Here is a 20697-nt window from a genome sequence, read left to right on the forward strand (position 1 = left end):
GATTAACTGATGAAATGGAGCATTCCAGAAAAAGTCATTGCAAGAGGACGTCAATATCTGCAAGAAGGACGGGTATTATCGGTTGTCCCTGACCAAGAAGAAAAAGTTTGGCATGCGGAAGTCTTAGGCAGTGAATTGTATATGGTCGATTTAGATGGGACAGCCAAAGAAGTCGATTTCTGCCAATGCCCTTATTGGGAAGAACATCATTATTGTAAGCATACAGTGGCAGTCGAACTGTACTTGCGCTCTAAGAATCTTTCACGAATAATCAAGGCAGATCAAACTACGTTAGAACCAGTCAAAAAAAGTAGCGAAGGTGAAATTTTAACGAAAGGTTTTTCAAGGCTAACTGTCAAAAACCATTCACCACGGACGCAACCATTAATTGTGGAATATCAAGTAGAAACGATTGAGACCAATCATTATCATCCGGAATTAGCTATTTTAGCCGTTTATTTGCGGATTGGCTATTTAGATCAGCCAAAGAAAACGTATATCGTTAAAAACATTTTTGATTTTTTACATTCCTATATGGAAAATGAACGCTACACTGTGAATAAACAATACCAGTTCCATCTAGATCAACGAGCTTTTCAAGGAGAAGATCAAGTAATCTTAAAAACGTTAGCTGAGTGTGCCCAAACGCAACTTCTTTTAGGTGTAAACGGTCTACAAGTCAAAGGGAAATTAGATAAACGTTATTTGTTATTACCGATCGAACAAGCAAAAACATTGTTAGAACAGATGAACCAAACGACAAAACTCCAAATGAAGATCGGAGAAGTGAATTATCAAGGGGTTCGATTTTCTGATAATGAGCCTTCCTTAGAATTTGAAGTAACAAAAAAAGAAGAGGCCTATCAATTAAGCGCACTGAATGACTTTGAGTTGTTCTTTACTCATTATCAATGGGGAATGATCCAAGGAACTTTTTATTCATTAACAAAACGTCAACAAGCAGTCTATTTAACTTGGAAACAGCTTATGAGAAGATTTGAGAAACCAGAAGTATTGTTTCTTAAGCAAGAACTATCCTCATTATTCAAAGAAATCATTCCATTGCTATCTGAAATTGGTCAAGTGAGCATAGCGGATGAAGTGAAAGCAGAAGTTGCTGACGTGCCAGTGGAATTTATTTTCTTCTTTAGAAAATCGAAAGGCAAGATCCAGGCTCGTGTTGATTTTGTCTATGATGAAGTCGTTTTTTCAACAGATAAAAAACATGAAGTTATTGCTGAAAATGCTTCTGAAGTATTAAGAGACAAAGCTCAAGAACAACGCGTATTAGACTTGTTCAAAATGTATCGCTACCAACGAAATGATACAGGCTATGAACGTTTATTGCCAACAGGAGAAGAGTTGTATACTTTTTTCCGTACGGAGTTAGCCGTTTTTCGTCAGTTTGGTGAGCTCCGCCTTGGGAAAAAACTTCGGGAATTGTATTTAGATGCACATCGACATCAACCGAAGATCGAAGTGGAAGAAACCAGTTCATGGTTAGATATTCGTTTTGATGTGACTGGGATTGAGGAACAAGAAATCAATCAGGTCTTACAAAGTTTGTTGCGAAATGATGCTTTCTATACGTTAGAAAATGGGCAAGTACTGTCCTTTGATTCCGAAGAGTTTCAGCAAACAAGTCAAATCTTGCAACAATTCCGTGAATCGATCCGTTCAGAATCTGGAACGATCCATGTACCTAAAAACCAAGGATTGATCATTCAAGATAAGTTAGCAGGAAGTTCAGCAACTTTTGGTGACTCCTATCAAAAAATGATCCAAGATCTAATACAACCTGAACAATATCAAGTATCCTTGCCAGCAGGTCTACAAGCTGAATTGCGTGATTACCAAAAACAAGGATTTCGATGGTTGAAAATGCTGGGAAATTACCAGTTTGGCGGAATTTTAGCAGATGAAATGGGTCTAGGAAAAACCCTTCAGACAATTGCCTATTTGCTTTCAGAAAAAGAAGAAAAAGGCGAACTCTCTGCTTTGATCGTCGCTCCTGCTAGTTTGATCTATAACTGGCAAGCAGAAGTGAAAAAATTTGCTCCTTCTTTGAGCATCCAAGTAATCAACGGGAATAAAAAGGAACGAGAAGAACTATTAGCTCGTAAGGCAGATATCAGAGTCACTTCTTATGCTAGTTTAAGACAAGATTTAGCAGATTATCAAAAACATGCGATTAATTATTTGATCCTTGATGAGGCTCAGATGGTTAAAAATAGTAGTACCAAAACAGCTCAAGCGCTACGAGAATTAAGTGTACCGCAACGTTTTGCCTTAAGTGGGACGCCAATTGAGAATAATTTAGAAGAACTATGGTCGCTCTTTGCAACGATTATGCCGGGATTTTTCCCGAATAAGACCCGCTTTAGAGAGCTGGCACCTGAAGAAATTGCCCGAATGATTCGTCCGTTTGTGTTACGAAGGGATAAGCAAACCGTGTTAAGCGATCTACCAGAAAAAACCGAGATGAATCTTTATTCTGCATTGACAGAAGAGCAAAAAACCGTGTACTTGGCTTATTTACGTCAGATGCGAGAAGAGATTTCTACTATGGACTCAGAAGCTTTTAAAAAGAATCGCATCGGTATTCTAGCTGGTTTGACACGATTACGCCAAATTTGCTGTGATCCAAGATTATTCTTGGAGGATTATGAAGGTGGCTCAGGAAAGCTAGAACAAGTCAAAGATCTACTGGTCGCAGCCAAAGAAAACAATCGGCGGGTTCTGTTGTTTTCTCAATTTACAGGTATGTTGACCATCTTACAAGAAGAACTAGCAGAATTAGGAATTTCTACTTTTTACTTAAGAGGAAGCACCAAACCGCAAGATCGTTTAACGATGGTAGATGCATTCAATGAAGGAGAACGAGATGTCTTTTTGATTTCATTGAAAGCTGGCGGAACCGGACTCAACTTAACGGGAGCAGACACGGTAATTCTGTATGATTTATGGTGGAATCCAGCCATTGAAGAACAAGCGGCAGGACGTGCGCACCGTATCGGACAAAAAAATGTGGTCGAAGTTTGGCGCATGATTGCAGAAGGAACGATTGAAGAGCGGATGGATTCGTTACAACAAGAAAAAAGAGAGTTATTCCAAAAAGTCATCCAAGGAAATGAAGACCAATTAACCAAATTAACGGAAGATGATATCCGGATGATTCTGAGTGTCGGAGACCTGGAAGACTAAAAAATTTTGAAACAAAAAATAATTAAATCTTAAGACTCAATAATAAAAAACTCTCGAAACAAGATTATGTTTCGAGAGTTTTTTAGTTATTTGTTTTGCTAGGAGCTGTGCATGGATGCTTTAGCTGAAAATTACTTTCATCGTTTCTAATAATTGATCAAATGAGGTGATTTCGATATCACAGTTCAATGGACCATCAACTTTTCGTTCACGATGGTTAAACCAAAGCGCTTGCCAACCAGCTCTTTTAGCACCTAATACGTCATTGTCGTAGTTATCGCCTACATATAGAGTTTCTTCTGCAGTTAGATTGAAACGTTCTTCAGCAAGTTGAAAAATCTCTTTTTCTGGTTTCTGAAATCCTGTTGCTTGCGAAACGATCATATGCTGTGAAGGAATCCAGTTTGCTAATTGAAGTTGATTCAATTTTTTGGTTTGATGATCGGTGGGACCATTGGTAATGATTCCGAGAGGGATATTCATTTCAGTCAAGAAGTCCAATGTTTTCTTTACTTCCTCATGAAGACAGATATTATCTAATTCTTCTTCATAAACTTGTTGGAAATAAAGACCTTCTTCTTCAGTAATATGTGGATAATCTAAGTCTTTTAGTGATTGGCTGATTCGATGTGCACGCATATACTCCAAGGTCCATTTTCCTGCCATCACTTTAGGGAAATTTTCATCACTGTGATGACGGAACCGGAGATATAATGGTCCCATATCTATATCTGAAACAAGCGGCACTACTTTTTTTACCGCATTTCTAAATGGCTGTTGTTGATCGTACATCGTATCATCAACGTCAAAAACAACTGACTTAATCAAATTCTACACGCCTTTCGGTTTTCATCATTTTTTTCATAAATCCTCGACTATTGTATCAGAAAAATACCGGTTAAAACGTTGTTAAATAAAGGTTTTTATTACTATATTTCGCTTTTCTTGACAGAATAAGCTTTTCAAGTTTCAGTTTTTTTCACTAAAATAGTAAAATTGAATATCATTTGATTATCTGATGAATAAATTAATCCTCAATGAAACGAAATTCTGACTAATTTTAATAGAATAATCCTATTTTACTTGATAAAGAATGTTTTTTTTAATACAGAAAAACGAAAATGATTAAAATATAAAATAACACTTAATGATGGCGATAAGGCGTTTTGTAGTGATTTTCATTTTATAACCATTGTAATATAAAAGGGTGCTTAATTAGCGGACAAAATAAGGGTTAGGTTCAATTAAAAGGACTGTTGTAATAGCAAACAAAATAAAGCAGACAGAAATAAAAAACATAATTTTTTCAAAGAAACCGTTTTTTTGTGGGGTGAGTAATAAAATAATAGTACAACTTTAAAGCCTGTTTCAATGGCAGGTTATATTTGAATTAAATTTGAAAACTCTCATTTTTTAATTGCTAACTAAACGTAAAGTGTTGGTTTTACGGAATATAAATCTTAGATAACTTTCATTTTTTTGATAAAATATTATGAAAAAAGCTAGCTATTTAAAAGTTGATTATGTATAATAGAAACAGATGGAAGATTATAATGATCTTCTGTTACAAAAAAGTGACATTAGTCATGAAAAGGAGTGGTGCACGTTGTTAACACTATATACTTCCCCAAGTTGTACTTCCTGTAGAAAGGCCCGTGCGTGGTTACAAGAACATCAAATTCCATTTGTTGAACGAAATATCTTTTCTGAACCATTAAATAGTTCAGAATTAAAGGCAATCTTACAAATGACTGAAGATGGCACAGAAGAAATTATTTCAACACGTTCAAAAGTTTTCCAAAAACTAAACATGGATCTTGATGATTTACCATTGCAAGAACTGTTAGAACTCGTTCAAAATAACCCTGGATTGTTGCGTCGTCCGATTATGATCGATGACAAACGCCTACAAGTTGGTTTCAATGAAGATGAAATCCGTCGTTTCTTACCACGTGATGTACGTCAATTGGAATTGCGTCAAGCACAATTAATGGCTGGATTATAGAAAATAAACGTTAACTTAGAAAAACTATTTTTGTAGTTTTTCTAAGTTTTTTTTTACCAGAATAGAAAGTACATATAACTAGATGTAACATGTAAATGAATTTTATTCTTTTGCTGATAGCAAGATTTGAGAAAACCAAAATACTTGGTCTCAAAAATTCGATTTATTGTTAAGGATTACTTTTTGAATGCCGTTTATTCGTTCTCGCATTAGGAGTGGCTTTTTGTCCTAAGCTCTTTTTTACGTTTAGCTAAGTGAAAAAAATGATGTCAAGGTTAAATAAAAAACTTATTTTGATTTTAAATGGTAATTTTTTTTCTTTACATTTAAGCTTATTTCGCTACAATGAAGTTATATTGATAGTTGTGGCAAAGTGAGGTGTAGCCAGATGGAAATGGAACATATTAATGAAAATACGATCCGAGTAATGATCGGTCATGAAGATTTAGAAGAGCGAGGCGTCTCATTTTTAGACTTGCTTGGTAACCATAGAGAGATCGAAAATTTTTTCTACAGTATTTTAGAAGAAGTTGATATTGAAGATGAGTTCCGCAGTAGCGAAGCTGTTACATTTCAAGTGCTTCCTAAAGGAGACGGTTTAGAACTTTTTATTAGTAAAAACTTACCGAATGAAGAAATGCTCCAAGAAGACGAAGACTCTTTAGATTCTGATGATGTAACTGAATTTATCCAGCAACAAATCTTAAATAATGAAGAAGAAACGACTGAACGCATTTCCGATGAAACAGAACACCAAGCGATTTTTGCTTTTGAAGACTTTGAACAAATGATTCAACTAGCCAATGATGTCGAGTTGGAATCAGCCTGGACAGATTTGTATTTACTAGATGGTATCTACTATTTAGCCGTACATTTTTGGATGGAAGATTTAAACCAAACAGATGTCGCGAATGAAGTAGCTCGAATTTTAGAGTTTGCAGAAAGAAGCGATCGGACCATTGAAACATTGAACGAATATGCGCAATTACTTATGGAACGAAATGCTTTGGAACGTACAAAATTTTATTTTGCGTAAGCAGCAAATAATCAAAGAAACAATTTGAAGAATCTGATCAATGAAAATGATCAGGTTCTTTTTTTGACGTATTTTCTTTTAGAAGGGGGGCAGCTAATTTATGATGGTTGCAATCGATAAACATGGAAAAAGATTTCTGGCTACAACATGTACGAAACGGCAAAGTCTTTTCTGCCCAGCTTGTAAGGAACCAGTGATATTAAAAACTGGGCAGCAAAAAACAGCACATTTTGCTCACAAAAATTTACAGGATTGTTTTGGTTTTAGTGAGAAAGAAACAACGGAGCATCTCCAACTCAAAAAATATTTTTTTGAGTGGTGTAGACAATTTGTTACTCATCCGCCTGTCTTAGAAGCCTATTTACCAGCCCTTCGACAAAGACCAGATATCCTTTGCGGGGATCTAGCCATTGAAATTCAGTGTTCAGTTCTCGATTATGAACGGATGAAAGAACGAACAAAAGGGTATCTAAGCAAAAACTATCGTGTTTGGTGGATCTTAGGTTCTGCTTTTTTCAAAAATGATCGTTTAAAAATGAGAGAAAAGTACTTTTGTATGTACAATGACACCATGGGCACTCATTTATGGAAAATTGATTGGCTGGAAAAAAGATTATATTTGTTTTGTCATTTGGCAGAATTATTTTCTGGAACAGTAACCTATGAAACAATTAGCTGGCCTTTCTTTAGTGAATCTCCTGTAAGTCTATTAGAAAAACAGTGGGAGAATCAAAATCGGCAAAAAGTTCTTACTAATGTTGGCTGTCAAAAATGGTTACAAAAAAAGTTATACTATCGTCAGTCTAAATACGTTCATTTACAAAAACAATTCTATCTTAGAAAAAAACATTTACTTTATTTATCTCCGTGGATGTACGCAGAAAGTCGATTTTTTTTTATTTTCAAGAAAAAGTTTTCTTTTATCGTCTTTTATTTGAAGAAATCATCAGTGAACAAGCAGGCAGAAGCCAACAATGGAAGTATCTCAATTGGCTCCAAAAAATTGAACCAAATAAAACAACTTGGCTTTATTCAATGGTTGATAAGAAAAAGATTTTCCAATTGCTTTACCAGGAGTGTGAGGAGATATTCTTGATGTCAAACAGAAATAAATTATGATACACTAATTAAGAGTAGCTGATTTTAGTAGGCTTATTCATTTTTCTATTTTCAATATGAATTAGAAAAAAAGAGTGAAAACAATAAAGGAGTGTATTAAATGAGTGAAACGACCCAATTACCAAAACGAGAAGAATTGCCTGAAGAACTAACTTGGGATCTCACCAAAATCTTTTCTAGCGATCAAGAATTTGATGAAAAATACCAAGAATTAACAGAAGAATTAAAAAATTCCGATCAATATAAAGGAACATTAGCAAAGGGTGCGACAGAATTTCTGAATGCGCTTGAATTTGTTTTAGATGTTTACCGAAAAGTGGAACTCATTTATGTCTATGCTCATTTAAAAAATGACCAAGATACAGCAAATACGACTTATCAAGCGTTATATGCGAGAGCAGGAAGTTTATTTTCTAAAGTAAGTGAAGCAGTCTCTTGGTATGAACCAGAAGTCCTTCAACTTTCGGATGAGCAGATTTGGCAGTATTTTGAGCAAGAGCCGAAGTTAGAACTGTATCGTCATTACGTAAAACAAATGGTGGATAATCGTGCGCATATATTATCTGCAGAACAAGAATCATTACTAGCTGGAGCAGGAGAAATTTTTGGCGCTTCCAGTGATACATTTGCTGTTTTAAACAATGCCGATCTAGAGTTTCCTACGATCGTGGGAGAAGATGGGAAAAAAATCCAGCTTTCTCATGGTGTCTATGGTCAATTGATGGAAAGCACAGATCGTACAGTTAGAGAAGCTGCATTCAAAGGGCTTTATCGTGTCTATGATCAATTTAAAAATACGTTTGCTTCAACTTTGAGTACCCATATCAAAGGGCACAATTACAAAGCAAAAATTCGCCATTATCATTCTGCTAGAGAAGCTTCTTTGAGCAACAATCATATCCCAGAAAGTGTTTATGATACATTGATTGAAGTAGTCAATAAAAATCTTCCGCTATTGCATCGCTATATGGAATTACGCAAACGTCTTTTAAATGTAGAAAAACTGCATATGTATGATCTATATACACCAGTATTAGGAGAAGCTCCTATCAAGTTCACTTATGAAGAAGCGAAACAGAAAGCTTTGGAAGCTTTGGCACCAATGGGGGAAGAATATCTGTCAGTGGTAGAAAAAGCTTTTGCTGACCGTTGGATCGATGTGGTCGAAAATAAAGGGAAACGAAGTGGTGCTTATTCTTCAGGAAGCTATGATACCAATCCTTATATTTTAATGAACTGGCATGATACGTTGGATCAATTATTTACGCTCGTACATGAAATGGGACATAGTGTGCATAGTTACTTTACTCGTTCAAATCAACCGTTTGTTTACGGTGATTATTCCATTTTCTTAGCAGAGATTGCTTCAACAACTAATGAAAATATTTTGACAGAATACTTGCTTGAAACTGAACAAGATCCACGTGTTCGTGCATATGTCTTGAATCATTATCTTGATGGATTCAAAGGAACGATTTTCAGACAAACACAATTTGCAGAATTTGAGCATTTCATGCATGAAGAAGATGCCAAAGGTGTACCTTTGACCAGTGAATATCTAAGCGACAGTTATGGGGAATTGAATGCCAAATATTATGGATCAGCGGTAGAAAAAGATCCGGAAATCAAATATGAATGGTCTCGTATCCCACATTTCTACTATAATTATTATGTTTATCAATATGCAACAGGATTTTCAGCTGCCTCTGCTTTGGCGCAGAAAATTTGGGGTCAAGAGCCAGATGCTCTAGAAAAATACCTTACTTATTTGAAATCAGGAAATAGTGATTACCCAGTTGAAGTCATGAAAAAAGCAGGCGTCGACATGACAAAAGCTGATTATATCGAATCAGCTATGACTAAGTTTGAACAACGATTAAATGAATTAGAGGAACTAGTTGAAAAATTGTCATAAGTGTTCGAGACAAGCATGCGTTGATTGTCAACAGATAGCTTCTGTTTCTTTTATCTGATCTAAATAGCTGAAACCCACAAAAGTCCTATGTGGATTTCTGTGGGTTTTAGTTATTTACCTCATAATTAAAATAAATAAGAGCATTTTATTTTTTTATAGTTGCTTGTTTATATTGACGTAAATTTTATTTTTTCTTATGCTATAGAAAATAATTTGTCTGATAGATGTTGGAGATGCCTATCAATACTTCTAAAAATACATAGATGGTATTCAAGTGTCAACTCTATGAAATAAGCCAAAATTTTTCTTATTGTCAGAGAAGTTGCACAATATTTTTGTACCATACACATTCAAAAAAGAAATGGAAGGATGAATATGTCTTTTTGGGGATTTGAACAAGAGTCAGATGAAGTAGTGTTAACTTATGTCAATTGTCATGTACGTTGTCTGCGAGAAGCTGCTCGCTTGGAAATGAAGAAAAGAAGAGCAAAGAACGCGAAGAATAAAAAACAGAGCTATAATAGGAAGAAGGTGTCCCAGAAATGATGGAAGTACAAATCACTAGAAAAAGTGAGTTAACAGAAGGTGGTTGTAATGCCTGTGGTATCGTAGATGCTGCGATCTATTCGCTGCAATTAGGAACGAAAACAGCAATCATCGCTGATTTGACTGTGGGTTCGTTAGTTGATAGTCTAGCACTACTAGAAGGATATGAAGGTGAGGACATCTATGAAATGTTAGGAGAAGTTCGCCAGTTGAGTAGAGCGGGCAAGACGATCAATGTTTCTGAAGAATTAGGGAATGTGACTTTTTGTACAGCTGATCAGCAACTGACCGTCAAAAATAGGATGGAGCGTCCAGCCTTATTTGAGCAAGTGAATCAGATCCTTCAACAGTTTTTTGAATTAGGACCATACAAATTTAAAGAAATAGCCACTGTACCAAAACATGATCCTGAATGGCAAAAACGAATCGAAGATCAAACGGATCATGCGTATTTATTTCAATAATAGCAGATGTTTTATTGAAATGGATATGGTGAGGAAATTAGCTGCAAAAAGACCGACCGCCAAAAGTTGTTTAAATGAACTTTTGGTGGTCGGTCTTTGTTTTGACACTTATTTTCAGGTAGCATTTCATGATTATTTGTTTTTTTGAAAAGTGACGATCATAATTTTGCTTTATTCTTTTGAAACGTAACGTTGAACTACCTTACATTTCTTTCATTGGGTTAAGCTGAAACACTTTCTTCCATAATCTTTGTAGTACCATTGCCGATGTGTGCCACATAAAATTCTGGGGCGTAGCCAACGACGTCTAAGTATTCATCATAAACCTTGTTTTTAAAGTTAGGGATATTTTCTTCTTTGACTAATGCGATCGCACAGCCACCGAAGCCAGCTCCTGTCATACGGGCGCCTAGAACACCTTCTTGTTTTTGAGCTGCATCGACTAATGTATCAAGCTCGATACCAGTTACTTCATAATCATGTCTCAACGAATCGTGTGAGGCATTTAATAATTGACCAAAAGCAGCCAAGTTTCCTTGTACCAGTTCAGCTTTAGCTTCTAATGTTCGTTGGTTTTCAGTAACTGCATGACGAGCACGACGAATCAATGTGTCATCACCAATCAAATCAATGTTTGCTTCAAATGTTTCTTCGTCTAAATCACCTAATGCTTGAATAGCTAATTTTTGTTGGAGACGTTTTAGTGCTTCTTCACATTCACTACGTCGTTCATTATATTTAGAATCAGCTAATTCACGACGTTTATTTGTATTCATGATTACTACTGCATAGCCATCTAATTTTACTGGAACCATTTCATATTTTAACGTATTTGTATCAAGTAGAATAGCTTTGTCTAATTCGCCAAAGCCAATCGCAAATTGGTCCATGATCCCTGAGTTGACACCGATAAATTCATTTTCTACTTTTTTACCAATTTGAACTAATTCAAGTCGATCAATGGATAAATGGAATAAGTCTTCTAAGGCAACACCGACTAACAATTCTAAGGAAGCGCTACTTGAAAGTCCTGCACCATTAGGGATCGTCCCTTCAACTAAGAGTTCAAAACCATGTTCAATTGGGTAGCCTGCTTCGTTTAGTTTAACGATCATACCTTTGACATAGTTTGCCCATCCTGCTTGTTTGTCGTAATCAAGTTGGTCTAAAGTAAAGCTGATGACACCGTCGTCTTCAAAGTTTGTTGAGTAGACCAATACTTTATTATCCTCACGAGGTGCGGCAACTCCTTGTGTGCCATAAGTGATGGAGGCAGGGAAAACATGACCACCGTTATAATCTGTATGTTCACCAATCAAGTTGATTCTGCCTGGAGAAAAATATTGTGTGGTTTTTTTAGGTCCAAAGATTTCTGCGAATTTTGTATTTAAACTGCGTTTGATTTCCATAGTTAGATACCCTCTCTTGTGTCGATTTTAAATTCTGTAGTTGTTTCAAATGGTGTGTGTGCTGCTAAATGAATATTTCCAAAAGCTGGATACTGTTCTGCTCCGGGAGCGATTTGAGTCTCAAACGTGATACCACCGTGGTTGGCTAGTTTCTTTCCATGCATTTCTGGGGTATCTTGCCCAAAGTTAGCAGTGAAGATCACGACACTAGGTGAATCGGTCATGATGCTTACTTTGATTTGTTCATCGGGACTTAATAAATAAGCCGATACATGATTCATATCTGTGTTATTTAAAAAGAAAGGATGATCGATCCCGTCAACAAGTTGTTTTTGTTCAAATTGACTAGTAAAGACGGTGGTTAATTTTTGAGGTGTTTGAAAATCAAAAGGTGTTTGAGCAACACTCGCTTTTTCGCCAGTTGGTATACTATCAGGTCGTAATGGGGCGAAAGACTCACTGTCTAGCCAAAGTGTATGCTGATCAATTGATTCCTCTACATCGCCACTTAAATTGAAATACACGTGGTTGGTCGGATTGAAAAGCGTATCCTGATCACTGATTGCTTGCGTTCTAACACGCCAAATGTTGTCTTCTGTCAAAGTATAACAAACTTCTACGGATAGATTTCCAGGAAAACCATGTTCTCCGTCGGGACTGGTAGTAGTAAATGTGACTGAGCTTTCTTTGTCTGTTTCACTTAGTTGATACGTCCATTTTTTCTGTTCAAATCCTGGTGTACCTCCATGAAGTGAATGCCCTGTCTGAGGATCGACACTCAATTGATAGGTTTGATCATTCAAAGAAAATTGTCCTTTTTCAATCCTACCTGCTGTTCGTCCGATCGTTGCTCCGATATAGGCATCTTTTGTCAAATATTCTTGTGCGGAGTCAAACCCTAAAATTAATTCCCGATCATTAGCAGTTAGTTGAACGATCCGTGCACCTAAGTCAGTGACGGCTAATTTAAGTCCGTGAGTATTGGATAATGTAATCAAATGGTACCCCTGACCAAAGTCTTTTTCTGTAATCGTCATAATATAATTCCTTTCTTAATGTTGTGGAATGATAAAGTCATCTTCTAATTCAGATGCGAGTTCTTCATGTGAAGCTAATTTATTTTCTAGTTCTTTGACGATTTGCGCATGTTTTTTCTCTGTCAAAGTGATCTTCCAAGCAAAAATGATGGCAGAAAAGAACATCAATGCTGCAGGAACATAAAATGCATACGCTTTAAAAGTCATGATCCCATGATTGGTAATATCAGCAGCAGAAGCATTTCCAGTCATACCAGCTGCGATTGCGACAAACCCAACGATCCCATTAGATAAAGCACCTGCAATTTTATCGAGCAGTGGGCGAATCGATAAAGTCACAGCTTCGTTACGAATCCCATTTTTCCATTGTCCATATTCCACAGAATCAGTGATTGTCATCAAAGCAGATAAAAAGATCAACTGTTGTGGGAAGTAAAATAAAACAAGTCCAACGATCACGATCGGTAAGCTAGTGCCTGCGATAGAGAAGAAGAAGTAAGAACTGATCATCATCGCAATGCCGCCGATATAGACATAACGTCTAGAAATCAATCGTGTCAAAGCAGGGAATAAAGGCACAGCGACTAGTCCAAGTAAAGCTGCCACTAAACCGACAATCCAGAATTGAGTTGGTTGACCTAAGACATATTTGAAAAAGTAGAATAAAACGGCAGTTGTTGCTACATTGGCAATAGCATAAGCAATGTAAGAAAGTGCTAACCACATTAATTGGTCATTTTGGGCAATTGCTTTAAAGACATCTTTGATGCTTGCTTTTTCATTTTGTTGACGAATCGCCGTATCGACTTCTTTTGTTCCTAAAGCAGTAATAATTGCAGTTCCTCCAGAGATCACAGCGGTAATCACACCGAACCAGAACCAACCTGAAGCGCCTTCAACATGATGAGCAGTGACTAAATAAGTGAAAAATGTGACGATTGGTACGACGACCAAAGTGGTCCCGTTTGCTCCTAAGGAAGAACCGAATCGAGCAAAAGTCGCGAATTTTTCTCTTTCTTTGGTTTCAGTACTTAAAGCTGGAATCATTGACCAAAAAGCAATATCTTTAAATGAATAAAAACTATCTAATAATACAAAAACAATGGTAAAAAGGATGATAAACAAAGTTGTATTGTGAGTAGCAAGACCAAAGAAATTAGTAAAAAGAAAAATCAAAAGGAATGAACTAACTAAACCACCAATGACCAGCCATGGTTTAAATTTTCCATATTTTGTTCGAGTATTATCAATAATCCCGCCAATCAATGGATCGAAAACGATTTCAATCAAACGGATACCAACGACTAAACTGGTCACCGTAGCGATCATTCGAGCAGTAGTTGCTTTATCTGTACCTGCAAACATCTCGCTTGTTACAAAAACCATAAAATAAGTGCTGAGAGTAACATAAAAAGTATCATGACCGAATGCGCCTAAAGCATAAGAAACCCGTTGTATCATTTTGTTCTTCATAGTATCTAATCCCTTCTTTGTTAAATATACAATAAAAAGTTAACCGGTTACAATAAATAAATAAAGTTCTTTTTCTACTATTGACTTTATCAAGAAAACGCTTCCTGATGAATATATTTTTGTGACTAATATTTAACTTTTTGTTGCACGTTGTAGAACAAGAAGAGTAAAGTAAAAACAAAGGAGTGAGAGCGATGGAGCAAGCAATATTTTTAAAAAAAGAACGTCAAGAATTAGCTAAAGGGTGTTATTTTGACTTTTGTGGATTTTCAAAAACTTTGCCATATCATTCTTTCGGTCCAGCAATCAGACAAGATTATGTGTTACATGTCGTGATGGAAGGTAAAGGAACTTACCATGTGAAAGAACAGCAATATCAATTGCAAAAAGGGGATCTGTTTTTGATCCGGCCAGGTGATTCTACTTTTTATTTAGCAGATGGTGAGGAGCCTTGGGTCTACTGTTGGTTGTCTTTTGGGGGGCCATTAGCGAAAGAGATCATTGAACGTTCCTTATTCAAAGAAGATCAGTATACAATGGTTTCTGCAGGTATTTCGGCATATATAGATATTATTTTGGACTGTCTTCATTATTCACAAGACGGTTTAGCAGATGAATTAGAATTGACGGCTTTGACTTATCGCTTTTTATCCGTATTACTAAAAGATGGTGGGAAAATCGGTTTGGGAAATCAAAAAGTCTCTTCGCCACTAGCAATCGAAACAGTGAAGTATATTGAAGAACACTATCCAGAAAATTTAACAGTAGAGGAAATTGCTCGACAACTGTCAGTCAACCGGAGTCATCTATCAAGAGTCTTTAAAAATCAATTAGGAACGAGTATTAAAGAATATTTGATTGGCGTGCGAATCAACCGAGCAGCATTTTTATTATCGTTGACTGATGATTCAGTAGAGAGTATCGCTTATCAAGTTGGTTTTAATAGTTTAGTTGTATTTAGCCGAATGTTCAAAAAGACAACTGGAGAAACAGCAACAAATTATCGGAAACGGATGAAAAATGAAGCGTCCAAAAACCTTTCATTAGGTGCTTTGAAGAAAGAATTAGAAGAACAAGAGATTGTTTCCTGGTCTACCTAACCATAAGGCAGGAGACTAATGACATTTTGTGTTCTGTGCTAAACTAGGAAATAGCAAGAATGAAGAGGAGTCAAGAAATGAGAACTTTGATTATCGTTAGTCATCCTACGATTGAGACATCATTGAACCAACAGTTTTTCAAAGAAGCAACTGAAAATTTAACGGTTACTTGGCATCATTTGGAAAAACATTACCCAGATTGGACGATTGATCGTGATACAGAACTTGAATTATTAAAAACACATGACCGGATCATCTTCCAATTCCCTTTGTATTGGTATAGTGCGCCAGCTCATTTAAAACTATGGGAGGACACTGTATTGGAACACGCTGACGAATTTCTTAAAGGCAAAGAATTAGGGATTGTCGTAACAACTGGCGTTTCTGAAAAAGAATATCAAGCAGGCGGGAAAGAAGAATATACCATTTCTGAATTTTTAAGACCGTATCAGCGGATTGCCCACAAGTTTGAAATGACTTTTTTACCTCCATTTGTGATGGCGCAATTCATGTATCAAACAGAAGAAAAGCGTTGGGAGCGTTTAGTGGCGTATCAACAATACCTGACATTAGTAGGCAAACCGACCTTGATCCAGCGAATAAACTGGTTTATTGAGCGACTAAGCAGCAATCATTCTTTACAACAACTAGATCAGACCAAGCAAGCATTCTTAATCGACTATTTAGAGAATGAAAAAGAAGAGATTGAAGACCTCACATTTATCTTACAAGAATTAAAGGAGCAATAAAATGGCGGAAGAATGGTTTGTACGACAATTGGAAGAATTAAGTACATCGGTAGATTATGAAACAAAAGCTGTGTTGCATGAAACAAAAAAACTTTTACTGGAAATTTCAGAACGAAAAGTCCAATTACAAGGAGAAATCGATGGAGAATCCTGGAATCATCAAAAATGGTGAATTTTGTTTATAAATAACACAGTTTAAAATGTTCAGAATGATGATTATTTGCTACAATGGGATTAAAGTAGGATTGAGAACGCTATTTTATATACTAATGGGTGGTGAAAGAAATGAACGAAGAAAACGAGCAAAGAGTCAATGTCCGAATGGCTCGTAGACAACAACAGAAAAAAGAAACGCAACGCCGATTGATCAAAATTGGTTCGGCTGTTGCCGTTTGCTTGGTCCTTATAGGTGCTGTTACAGCTCTTTATTTCCATGGGAAGAATAGTTCGAGTGCAGAAAGTTCGGTCGCAAAAACAAGCGAAACAACCACAAAAAAAGCCTCTTCCACAACGAAACCAAAAAATAAAGAAACTGCAAGTTCGACTCAAGAATCGAAAACAGGCACACTGACGGATCAGTTACAAACGATTATGACAGATTATACAAAGAAATTGGAAGAACAAACGCCTCGTTTGATCGAAGAATACCAAGCTGAGATTCAGAACAATCAAAACGGTGTGATGGGGTTGTCTGCGATTGCTAATCAAAAGGCTCGAGCGCTACAAGCTATTTCCGATGAAGGGATCAGCAAATTACAAGCTACGTATCAAGCAGCACCAACCAAAGAAGGCGTAGATCTTGCAAATTGGATCAACCAACTTTCAGCCGATTATACGGAACAAGTAGCTAAAATTTCTGATATCTATCTCCGAACAAGTGCTTCGGTACAAGCAGAAACGTCAAGCAGTCAAACAACTAGTGAAACGGAAACTAGTGTTTCTCAGACGACTGACTCAACGACACAATCTTCCAGTCAAGCTACCCAAGGAACCGAAGGACAGACAGCAAGCGCTACTTCAAATGAACAAGCTGCTACTACTGTCGTTCAACAAGGAGAAGGTCCCAACCAGATTGCGGAACGTACAGGGATACCAGTTGATAAGCTTTTAACATTGAATGGGATGACGATGGACAGCTATTTCTTCAGTCCTGGAGAAGTATTGAAATTGAATTAAGCCACTGACAAGATGCCTTGATCAGCAAAAATAAGCTAGCGACCAATCAATTGATTGGACACTAGCTTATTTTTTTGAATTGAAATGGTTTGTTTAAGTTCATCGTGAACTGAATAAAAGATATAGATAATAGTAAGATAGTGATACATAAATAAATAGTAGGAATTTTGTTTATTTTAGACCATAAAAAAGCAGGGACCCATTTGATGGGAAGCCCTGCTTTTTTGATGAAGATTAGCGACTTTTCAGTCTTCGTTCACGTAGAAAATAATGAATCGTCATGTAGCACAAAAACACGAGACCAATAATCAATGGAATTCTTGTTTCTTGATTGATAAACATAAAAATCAAGACAATGGCTAAAAATAATAAAGTAAGATAATTGGTATAAGGTGATAATGGCATTTTAAATGGATGATCTCTCATTTCTTCTGGGTGTTGCTTTTTAAATTGGATCTCACTAAGTAAGATAACTACCCAAGGAACCATCCCCGGTAAAATACTGGAACTATAGACAAAAACGAAAATATTTTCTGCATGATTCACAAACAAAGGTAACAGGTAATTTAAAACTAGGCCAATCAATATCCCGCTAGAAATCGCTACGACTGGATAAAAAGGTACGCCATGACGGGTTAGTTTTAAAAATTTCCTCGACATTTTTCCATTGATTGCTAAGGTGTAGATCATTCGACTGGCACTGAAAATACCCGAATTACACCCAGATAAGGCAGCCGTCAAGACGACGAAATTGATCAATCCGGCAGCAAATGTGATCCCGATTTTAGAAAATGTTTGAACAAATGGGGAACCTATTGTGCCTAATTGATTCCATGGATAGATACTAACGATAATAAAAATAGCACCAATGTAAAAAATCAAGATTCGTCCAATAGTTGATTGAACAGCTTCAACGATCGTTTTTTTCGGATTTGCAGCTTCTCCAGCGGCCATTCCGATCAGCTCGATTCCTTGATAAGATGCAACAACAATGGATAGCGCAAAAAAGAAACCTTTTACTCCGCCGGTAAAGAAACCGCCGTTTTTCCAAAGATTAGAGATCCCGACTGCTTGGCCTTGATTTCCTAAGCCAAATAAGATGACACCTAGCCCTACCAGAATCATCAAAACGATCGTGCCGACTTTAATCATTGAAAACCAAAATTCTAGTTCACCAAAAGCTTTAACAGAAGCTAAGTTGGCAAGCATCAAAAAGAGGATGACAACAATCCCAGGAATGATTGTTGGCAGATGAGGCCACCAATAATTCATATATTCACCGACTGCAATGACTTCACTGATCCCGACAACAATAAACTGAAAGATGTTACTCCAAGCAGTTAAATAACCAGCGACAGGATGAAGATAATTACTAGCATAATTCGCAAAAGAACCCGTTGAAGGATCGACATAAAGCATTTCGCCAAGTGCTCGCATGATCAAATAAAGAAAGAGACCTGCGACAGCATAGGCAACCATTACTGAGGGACCTGTCCAACGAATGGTTGAGGAAGCACCCATAAACAATCCTACGCCGATCGTTCCTCCTAGTGCAATCATCTGAATGTGACGGGCACTAAGGCTTCGAGTTAATTTTTCTTCTTCCATACTAAAACTCCTTTCATTTTTGAGTAAAACAAGCAAATACGAATAAATGATAGACATTAATAACAAATAAATGATCAATAAAGACAATTTGCTTTTAAAACTCTTGATGTGATTTTACAGAAAGTTCTCACAAATTGCGAGCCTTTCTTGTAAAAAAAATCATGCGGGATACTTGAAAATGCTTTCGTCTTTAGTTAAACTATAGTTAAATAAAAAGTTAGGTAAACCTAAAAGGAGTGGAGAATGTGTCAGAAGCGATCATTAATATCCAGCAATTAACCGTTGCTTATCAAGGAAAGTTAGCGTTAAACGAAGTTGATGTAATGATCCAACCCAAAAAAATCACTGGGATCATCGGTCCAAATGGTGCGGGAAAATCAACTTTTATGAAAGCTATACTGGCTTTGATTCCCAAAGTATCTGGAGAAATTTCTTTTGGCGGTTCATTGCTAAAAGAAGCACGTAAAAAAATCGCTTATGTTGAACAACGAAATGAATTGGATCTCTCTTTTCCAATTGATGTGTTAGGTGTGGTCTTATTGGGGACTTATCCATCATTAAGGTTGGGACAACGTCCGGGAAAAAAAGAAAAAGAACGAGCACAGCAAGCATTAGAAAAAGTCGGTATGGCTTCGTATGGGAAGCGACAAATAAGCGAATTGTCGGGTGGACAGTTACAACGTGTTTTTATTGCCCGCGCATTGGCGCAACAAGCAGAATGGATTTTTCTTGATGAGCCATTTGTAGGGATTGATGCCGTAAGTGAGAAAAAAATTTTTTCAATATTGAAAGAATTAAAAGCAGCAGGTAAAACGATCATCATTGTTCATCACGACTTGCACAAAGTAACAGAATATTTTGATGAAGTGATTTTATTGAATCAGCAATTGATCGCTGCCGGACCTGTTGCAACGACATTTACTTCAGAAAATCTGAAGATTGCTTATGGTGAAGTGATCGGGCAATTAGTGAAAGGAGCAAAAGAAAAATGATCCAATCGTTTATTGAAGGAATGATGAACTACCAGTTTTTACAATATGCATTGTTCACATCAATGCTCGTTGGTTTGGCTTCCGGGGTGATCGGATCTTTTATCATCTTACGAGGGATGTCGTTGATGGGAGATGCTATTTCACATGCGGTCTTACCAGGAGTAGCAATTTCCTACATGTTTGGCTTTAGTTATATTTTAGGTGCAACGGTCTTCGGCATGTTGACGGCAGGACTCATTGGTTTTGTCACCCAACGAAGTCGATTAAAAAATGATACAGCAATCGGTATCGTCTTTAGTTCATTCTTTGCATTAGGAGTCATTTTGATTTCTTTTGCCCAAAGTGCTACGGATCTGTACCATATATTATTTGGAAATGTGTTAGCGGTGAGAGAAAGCGACCTGCAGATGACGGCGATCGTTAGCGGTATTGTGTTATTGTTTGTGTTCATTTTCTATAAAGAACTCAAAATTACTTCTTTTGATCCGATGATGGCTAAAGCTTATGGGCTAAATATTACCTTGATCCACTATTTGCTCATGTTTTTCCTGACGTTAGTCGCAGTGGTTAGTTTACAGACAGTAGGGACGATCTTAGTGATTGCGATGTTGATCACACCAGCTGCTACAGCTTATCTATTAACGAATAGTTTAGTGAAAATGATTGCTATCTCATCAACAGTTGGTGTATTAAGTGCAATCTTAGGGGTATTTTTTAGTTATAGCTATAACTGGCCTTCCGGTGCAACCATCGTTTTAGCTTGCGCGCTATTCTTTCTGTTGGCATTTTGCTTTTCACCTTCTAAGGGAATCTTTTTTGCTCATAAACGGGTCATAAAAAGCGAGTAAAAAGAATGATCATGTA

At 36.7% G+C, this 20697-nt stretch carries 17 protein-coding genes; 12 read left to right on the forward strand and 5 right to left on the reverse strand.

Going from position 1 to position 20697, the window contains the following annotated elements; translation table 11 throughout:
* Positions 1-9 precede the first annotated feature (9 nt).
* On the forward strand, positions 10-3204 hold the full coding sequence (locus tag AB3H90_RS09805) for an SNF2 helicase associated domain-containing protein (protein ID WP_368016651.1): 3195 nt from the start codon (positions 10-12) through the stop codon (positions 3202-3204).
* A gap of 120 nt (positions 3205-3324) precedes the next feature.
* Here AB3H90_RS09805 and AB3H90_RS09810 read toward each other — a convergent pair whose 3' ends face one another.
* Entirely contained in the window at positions 3325-4032 is a 708-nt protein-coding gene (locus AB3H90_RS09810) for an HAD family hydrolase (RefSeq protein WP_010720866.1), read from the reverse strand.
* Between the two features lie 778 nt (positions 4033-4810).
* Here AB3H90_RS09810 and spxA point away from each other — a divergent pair.
* The 5 genes from spxA (at position 4811) to AB3H90_RS09835 (ending at position 10289) form a co-directional block, all read left to right on the forward strand.
* Complete coding sequence (gene spxA / locus AB3H90_RS09815) at positions 4811-5209, forward strand: transcriptional regulator SpxA (protein ID WP_002296384.1); 399 nt, start codon at positions 4811-4813, stop codon at positions 5207-5209.
* Positions 5210-5597: 388 nt separating this feature from the next.
* Positions 5598-6245 (forward strand): adaptor protein MecA, encoded by a 648-nt coding sequence (locus AB3H90_RS09820; RefSeq protein ID WP_010720865.1) that lies wholly within the window; start codon positions 5598-5600, stop codon positions 6243-6245.
* A 100-nt stretch (positions 6246-6345) separates the two neighbouring features.
* The gene (locus AB3H90_RS09825) at positions 6346-7341 is read left to right on the forward strand and encodes a competence protein CoiA (RefSeq protein ID WP_368016652.1); all 996 of its coding nucleotides are present in this window, start codon (positions 6346-6348) and stop codon (positions 7339-7341) included.
* Positions 7342-7464: 123 nt separating this feature from the next.
* Entirely contained in the window at positions 7465-9279 is a 1815-nt protein-coding gene (pepF, locus tag AB3H90_RS09830; RefSeq protein ID WP_034699929.1) for an oligoendopeptidase F, read from the forward strand.
* A gap of 542 nt (positions 9280-9821) precedes the next feature.
* Positions 9822-10289: a DUF4809 family protein gene (locus AB3H90_RS09835; RefSeq protein ID WP_010720861.1), complete on the forward strand. Its 468-nt coding sequence runs from the start codon at positions 9822-9824 to the stop codon at positions 10287-10289.
* A 221-nt stretch (positions 10290-10510) separates the two neighbouring features.
* On the opposite strand, the gene AB3H90_RS09840 is transcribed toward AB3H90_RS09835, so the two are convergent.
* From AB3H90_RS09840 to AB3H90_RS09850, 3 genes are read right to left on the reverse strand one after another with little or no spacing between them, the layout of a single operon-like run.
* Complete coding sequence (locus AB3H90_RS09840; RefSeq protein WP_010720860.1) at positions 10511-11698, reverse strand: galactokinase; 1188 nt, start codon at positions 11696-11698, stop codon at positions 10511-10513.
* Positions 11699-11700: 2 nt separating this feature from the next.
* A complete protein-coding gene (locus AB3H90_RS09845; RefSeq protein WP_368016653.1) occupies positions 11701-12735 on the reverse strand; it encodes an aldose epimerase family protein in 1035 nt (344 codons plus the stop codon).
* Between the two features lie 15 nt (positions 12736-12750).
* A complete protein-coding gene (locus AB3H90_RS09850) occupies positions 12751-14208 on the reverse strand; it encodes a glycoside-pentoside-hexuronide (GPH):cation symporter (protein ID WP_034699920.1) in 1458 nt (485 codons plus the stop codon).
* 194 nt (positions 14209-14402) lie between these two features.
* Between AB3H90_RS09850 and AB3H90_RS09855 the strand changes: the two genes are divergently transcribed.
* The 4 genes from AB3H90_RS09855 (at position 14403) to AB3H90_RS09870 (ending at position 17233) form a co-directional block, all read left to right on the forward strand.
* Positions 14403-15308: an AraC family transcriptional regulator gene (locus tag AB3H90_RS09855; protein ID WP_034699918.1), complete on the forward strand. Its 906-nt coding sequence runs from the start codon at positions 14403-14405 to the stop codon at positions 15306-15308.
* Between the two features lie 77 nt (positions 15309-15385).
* Positions 15386-16057 (forward strand): NAD(P)H-dependent oxidoreductase, encoded by a 672-nt coding sequence (locus AB3H90_RS09860; protein WP_010737105.1) that lies wholly within the window; start codon positions 15386-15388, stop codon positions 16055-16057.
* Position 16058: 1 nt separating this feature from the next.
* Positions 16059-16229, forward strand: a complete 171-nt coding sequence (locus tag AB3H90_RS09865; RefSeq protein WP_010720855.1) for a hypothetical protein — start codon at positions 16059-16061, stop codon at positions 16227-16229.
* 113 nt (positions 16230-16342) lie between these two features.
* A complete protein-coding gene (locus AB3H90_RS09870; protein ID WP_368016654.1) occupies positions 16343-17233 on the forward strand; it encodes a LysM domain-containing protein in 891 nt (296 codons plus the stop codon).
* A gap of 234 nt (positions 17234-17467) precedes the next feature.
* On the opposite strand, the gene AB3H90_RS09875 is transcribed toward AB3H90_RS09870, so the two are convergent.
* Entirely contained in the window at positions 17468-18841 is a 1374-nt protein-coding gene (locus AB3H90_RS09875) for an amino acid permease (RefSeq protein WP_010737111.1), read from the reverse strand.
* A 245-nt stretch (positions 18842-19086) separates the two neighbouring features.
* Between AB3H90_RS09875 and AB3H90_RS09880 the strand changes: the two genes are divergently transcribed.
* Positions 19087-19833 (forward strand): metal ABC transporter ATP-binding protein, encoded by a 747-nt coding sequence (locus AB3H90_RS09880; protein ID WP_010737112.1) that lies wholly within the window; start codon positions 19087-19089, stop codon positions 19831-19833.
* A complete protein-coding gene (locus AB3H90_RS09885; RefSeq protein WP_010720851.1) occupies positions 19830-20681 on the forward strand; it encodes a metal ABC transporter permease in 852 nt (283 codons plus the stop codon). Before AB3H90_RS09880 ends, AB3H90_RS09885 begins: the two co-directional genes overlap by 4 nt.
* Positions 20682-20697 lie beyond the last annotated feature (16 nt).

This window comes from Enterococcus sp. C63 (assembly GCF_040887215.1).
Classification (GTDB): Bacteria; Bacillota; Bacilli; order Lactobacillales; family Enterococcaceae; genus Enterococcus_B; species Enterococcus_B hirae.

Bases quoted from the DNA above. Each gene is read 5' to 3' on its own strand.
- AB3H90_RS09855 (WP_034699918.1), top strand. From the start codon at position 14,403: ATGGAGCAAGCAATATTTTTAAAAAAAGAACGTCAAGAATTAGCTAAA.
- AB3H90_RS09805 (WP_368016651.1), top strand. From the start codon at position 10: ATGAAATGGAGCATTCCAGAAAAAGTCATTGCAAGAGGACGTCAATAT.
- AB3H90_RS09860 (WP_010737105.1), top strand. From the start codon at position 15,386: ATGAGAACTTTGATTATCGTTAGTCATCCTACGATTGAGACATCATTG.
- pepF (WP_034699929.1), top strand. From the start codon at position 7,465: ATGAGTGAAACGACCCAATTACCAAAACGAGAAGAATTGCCTGAAGAA.
- AB3H90_RS09825 (WP_368016652.1), top strand. From the start codon at position 6,346: ATGATGGTTGCAATCGATAAACATGGAAAAAGATTTCTGGCTACAACA.
- AB3H90_RS09875 (WP_010737111.1), bottom strand. From the start codon at position 18,841: ATGGAAGAAGAAAAATTAACTCGAAGCCTTAGTGCCCGTCACATTCAG.
- AB3H90_RS09885 (WP_010720851.1), top strand. From the start codon at position 19,830: ATGATCCAATCGTTTATTGAAGGAATGATGAACTACCAGTTTTTACAA.
- AB3H90_RS09850 (WP_034699920.1), bottom strand. From the start codon at position 14,208: ATGAAGAACAAAATGATACAACGGGTTTCTTATGCTTTAGGCGCATTC.
- AB3H90_RS09820 (WP_010720865.1), top strand. From the start codon at position 5,598: ATGGAAATGGAACATATTAATGAAAATACGATCCGAGTAATGATCGGT.
- AB3H90_RS09865 (WP_010720855.1), top strand. From the start codon at position 16,059: ATGGCGGAAGAATGGTTTGTACGACAATTGGAAGAATTAAGTACATCG.
- AB3H90_RS09840 (WP_010720860.1), bottom strand. From the start codon at position 11,698: ATGGAAATCAAACGCAGTTTAAATACAAAATTCGCAGAAATCTTTGGA.
- AB3H90_RS09835 (WP_010720861.1), top strand. From the start codon at position 9,822: ATGATGGAAGTACAAATCACTAGAAAAAGTGAGTTAACAGAAGGTGGT.
- AB3H90_RS09845 (WP_368016653.1), bottom strand. From the start codon at position 12,735: ATGACGATTACAGAAAAAGACTTTGGTCAGGGGTACCATTTGATTACA.
- AB3H90_RS09870 (WP_368016654.1), top strand. From the start codon at position 16,343: ATGAACGAAGAAAACGAGCAAAGAGTCAATGTCCGAATGGCTCGTAGA.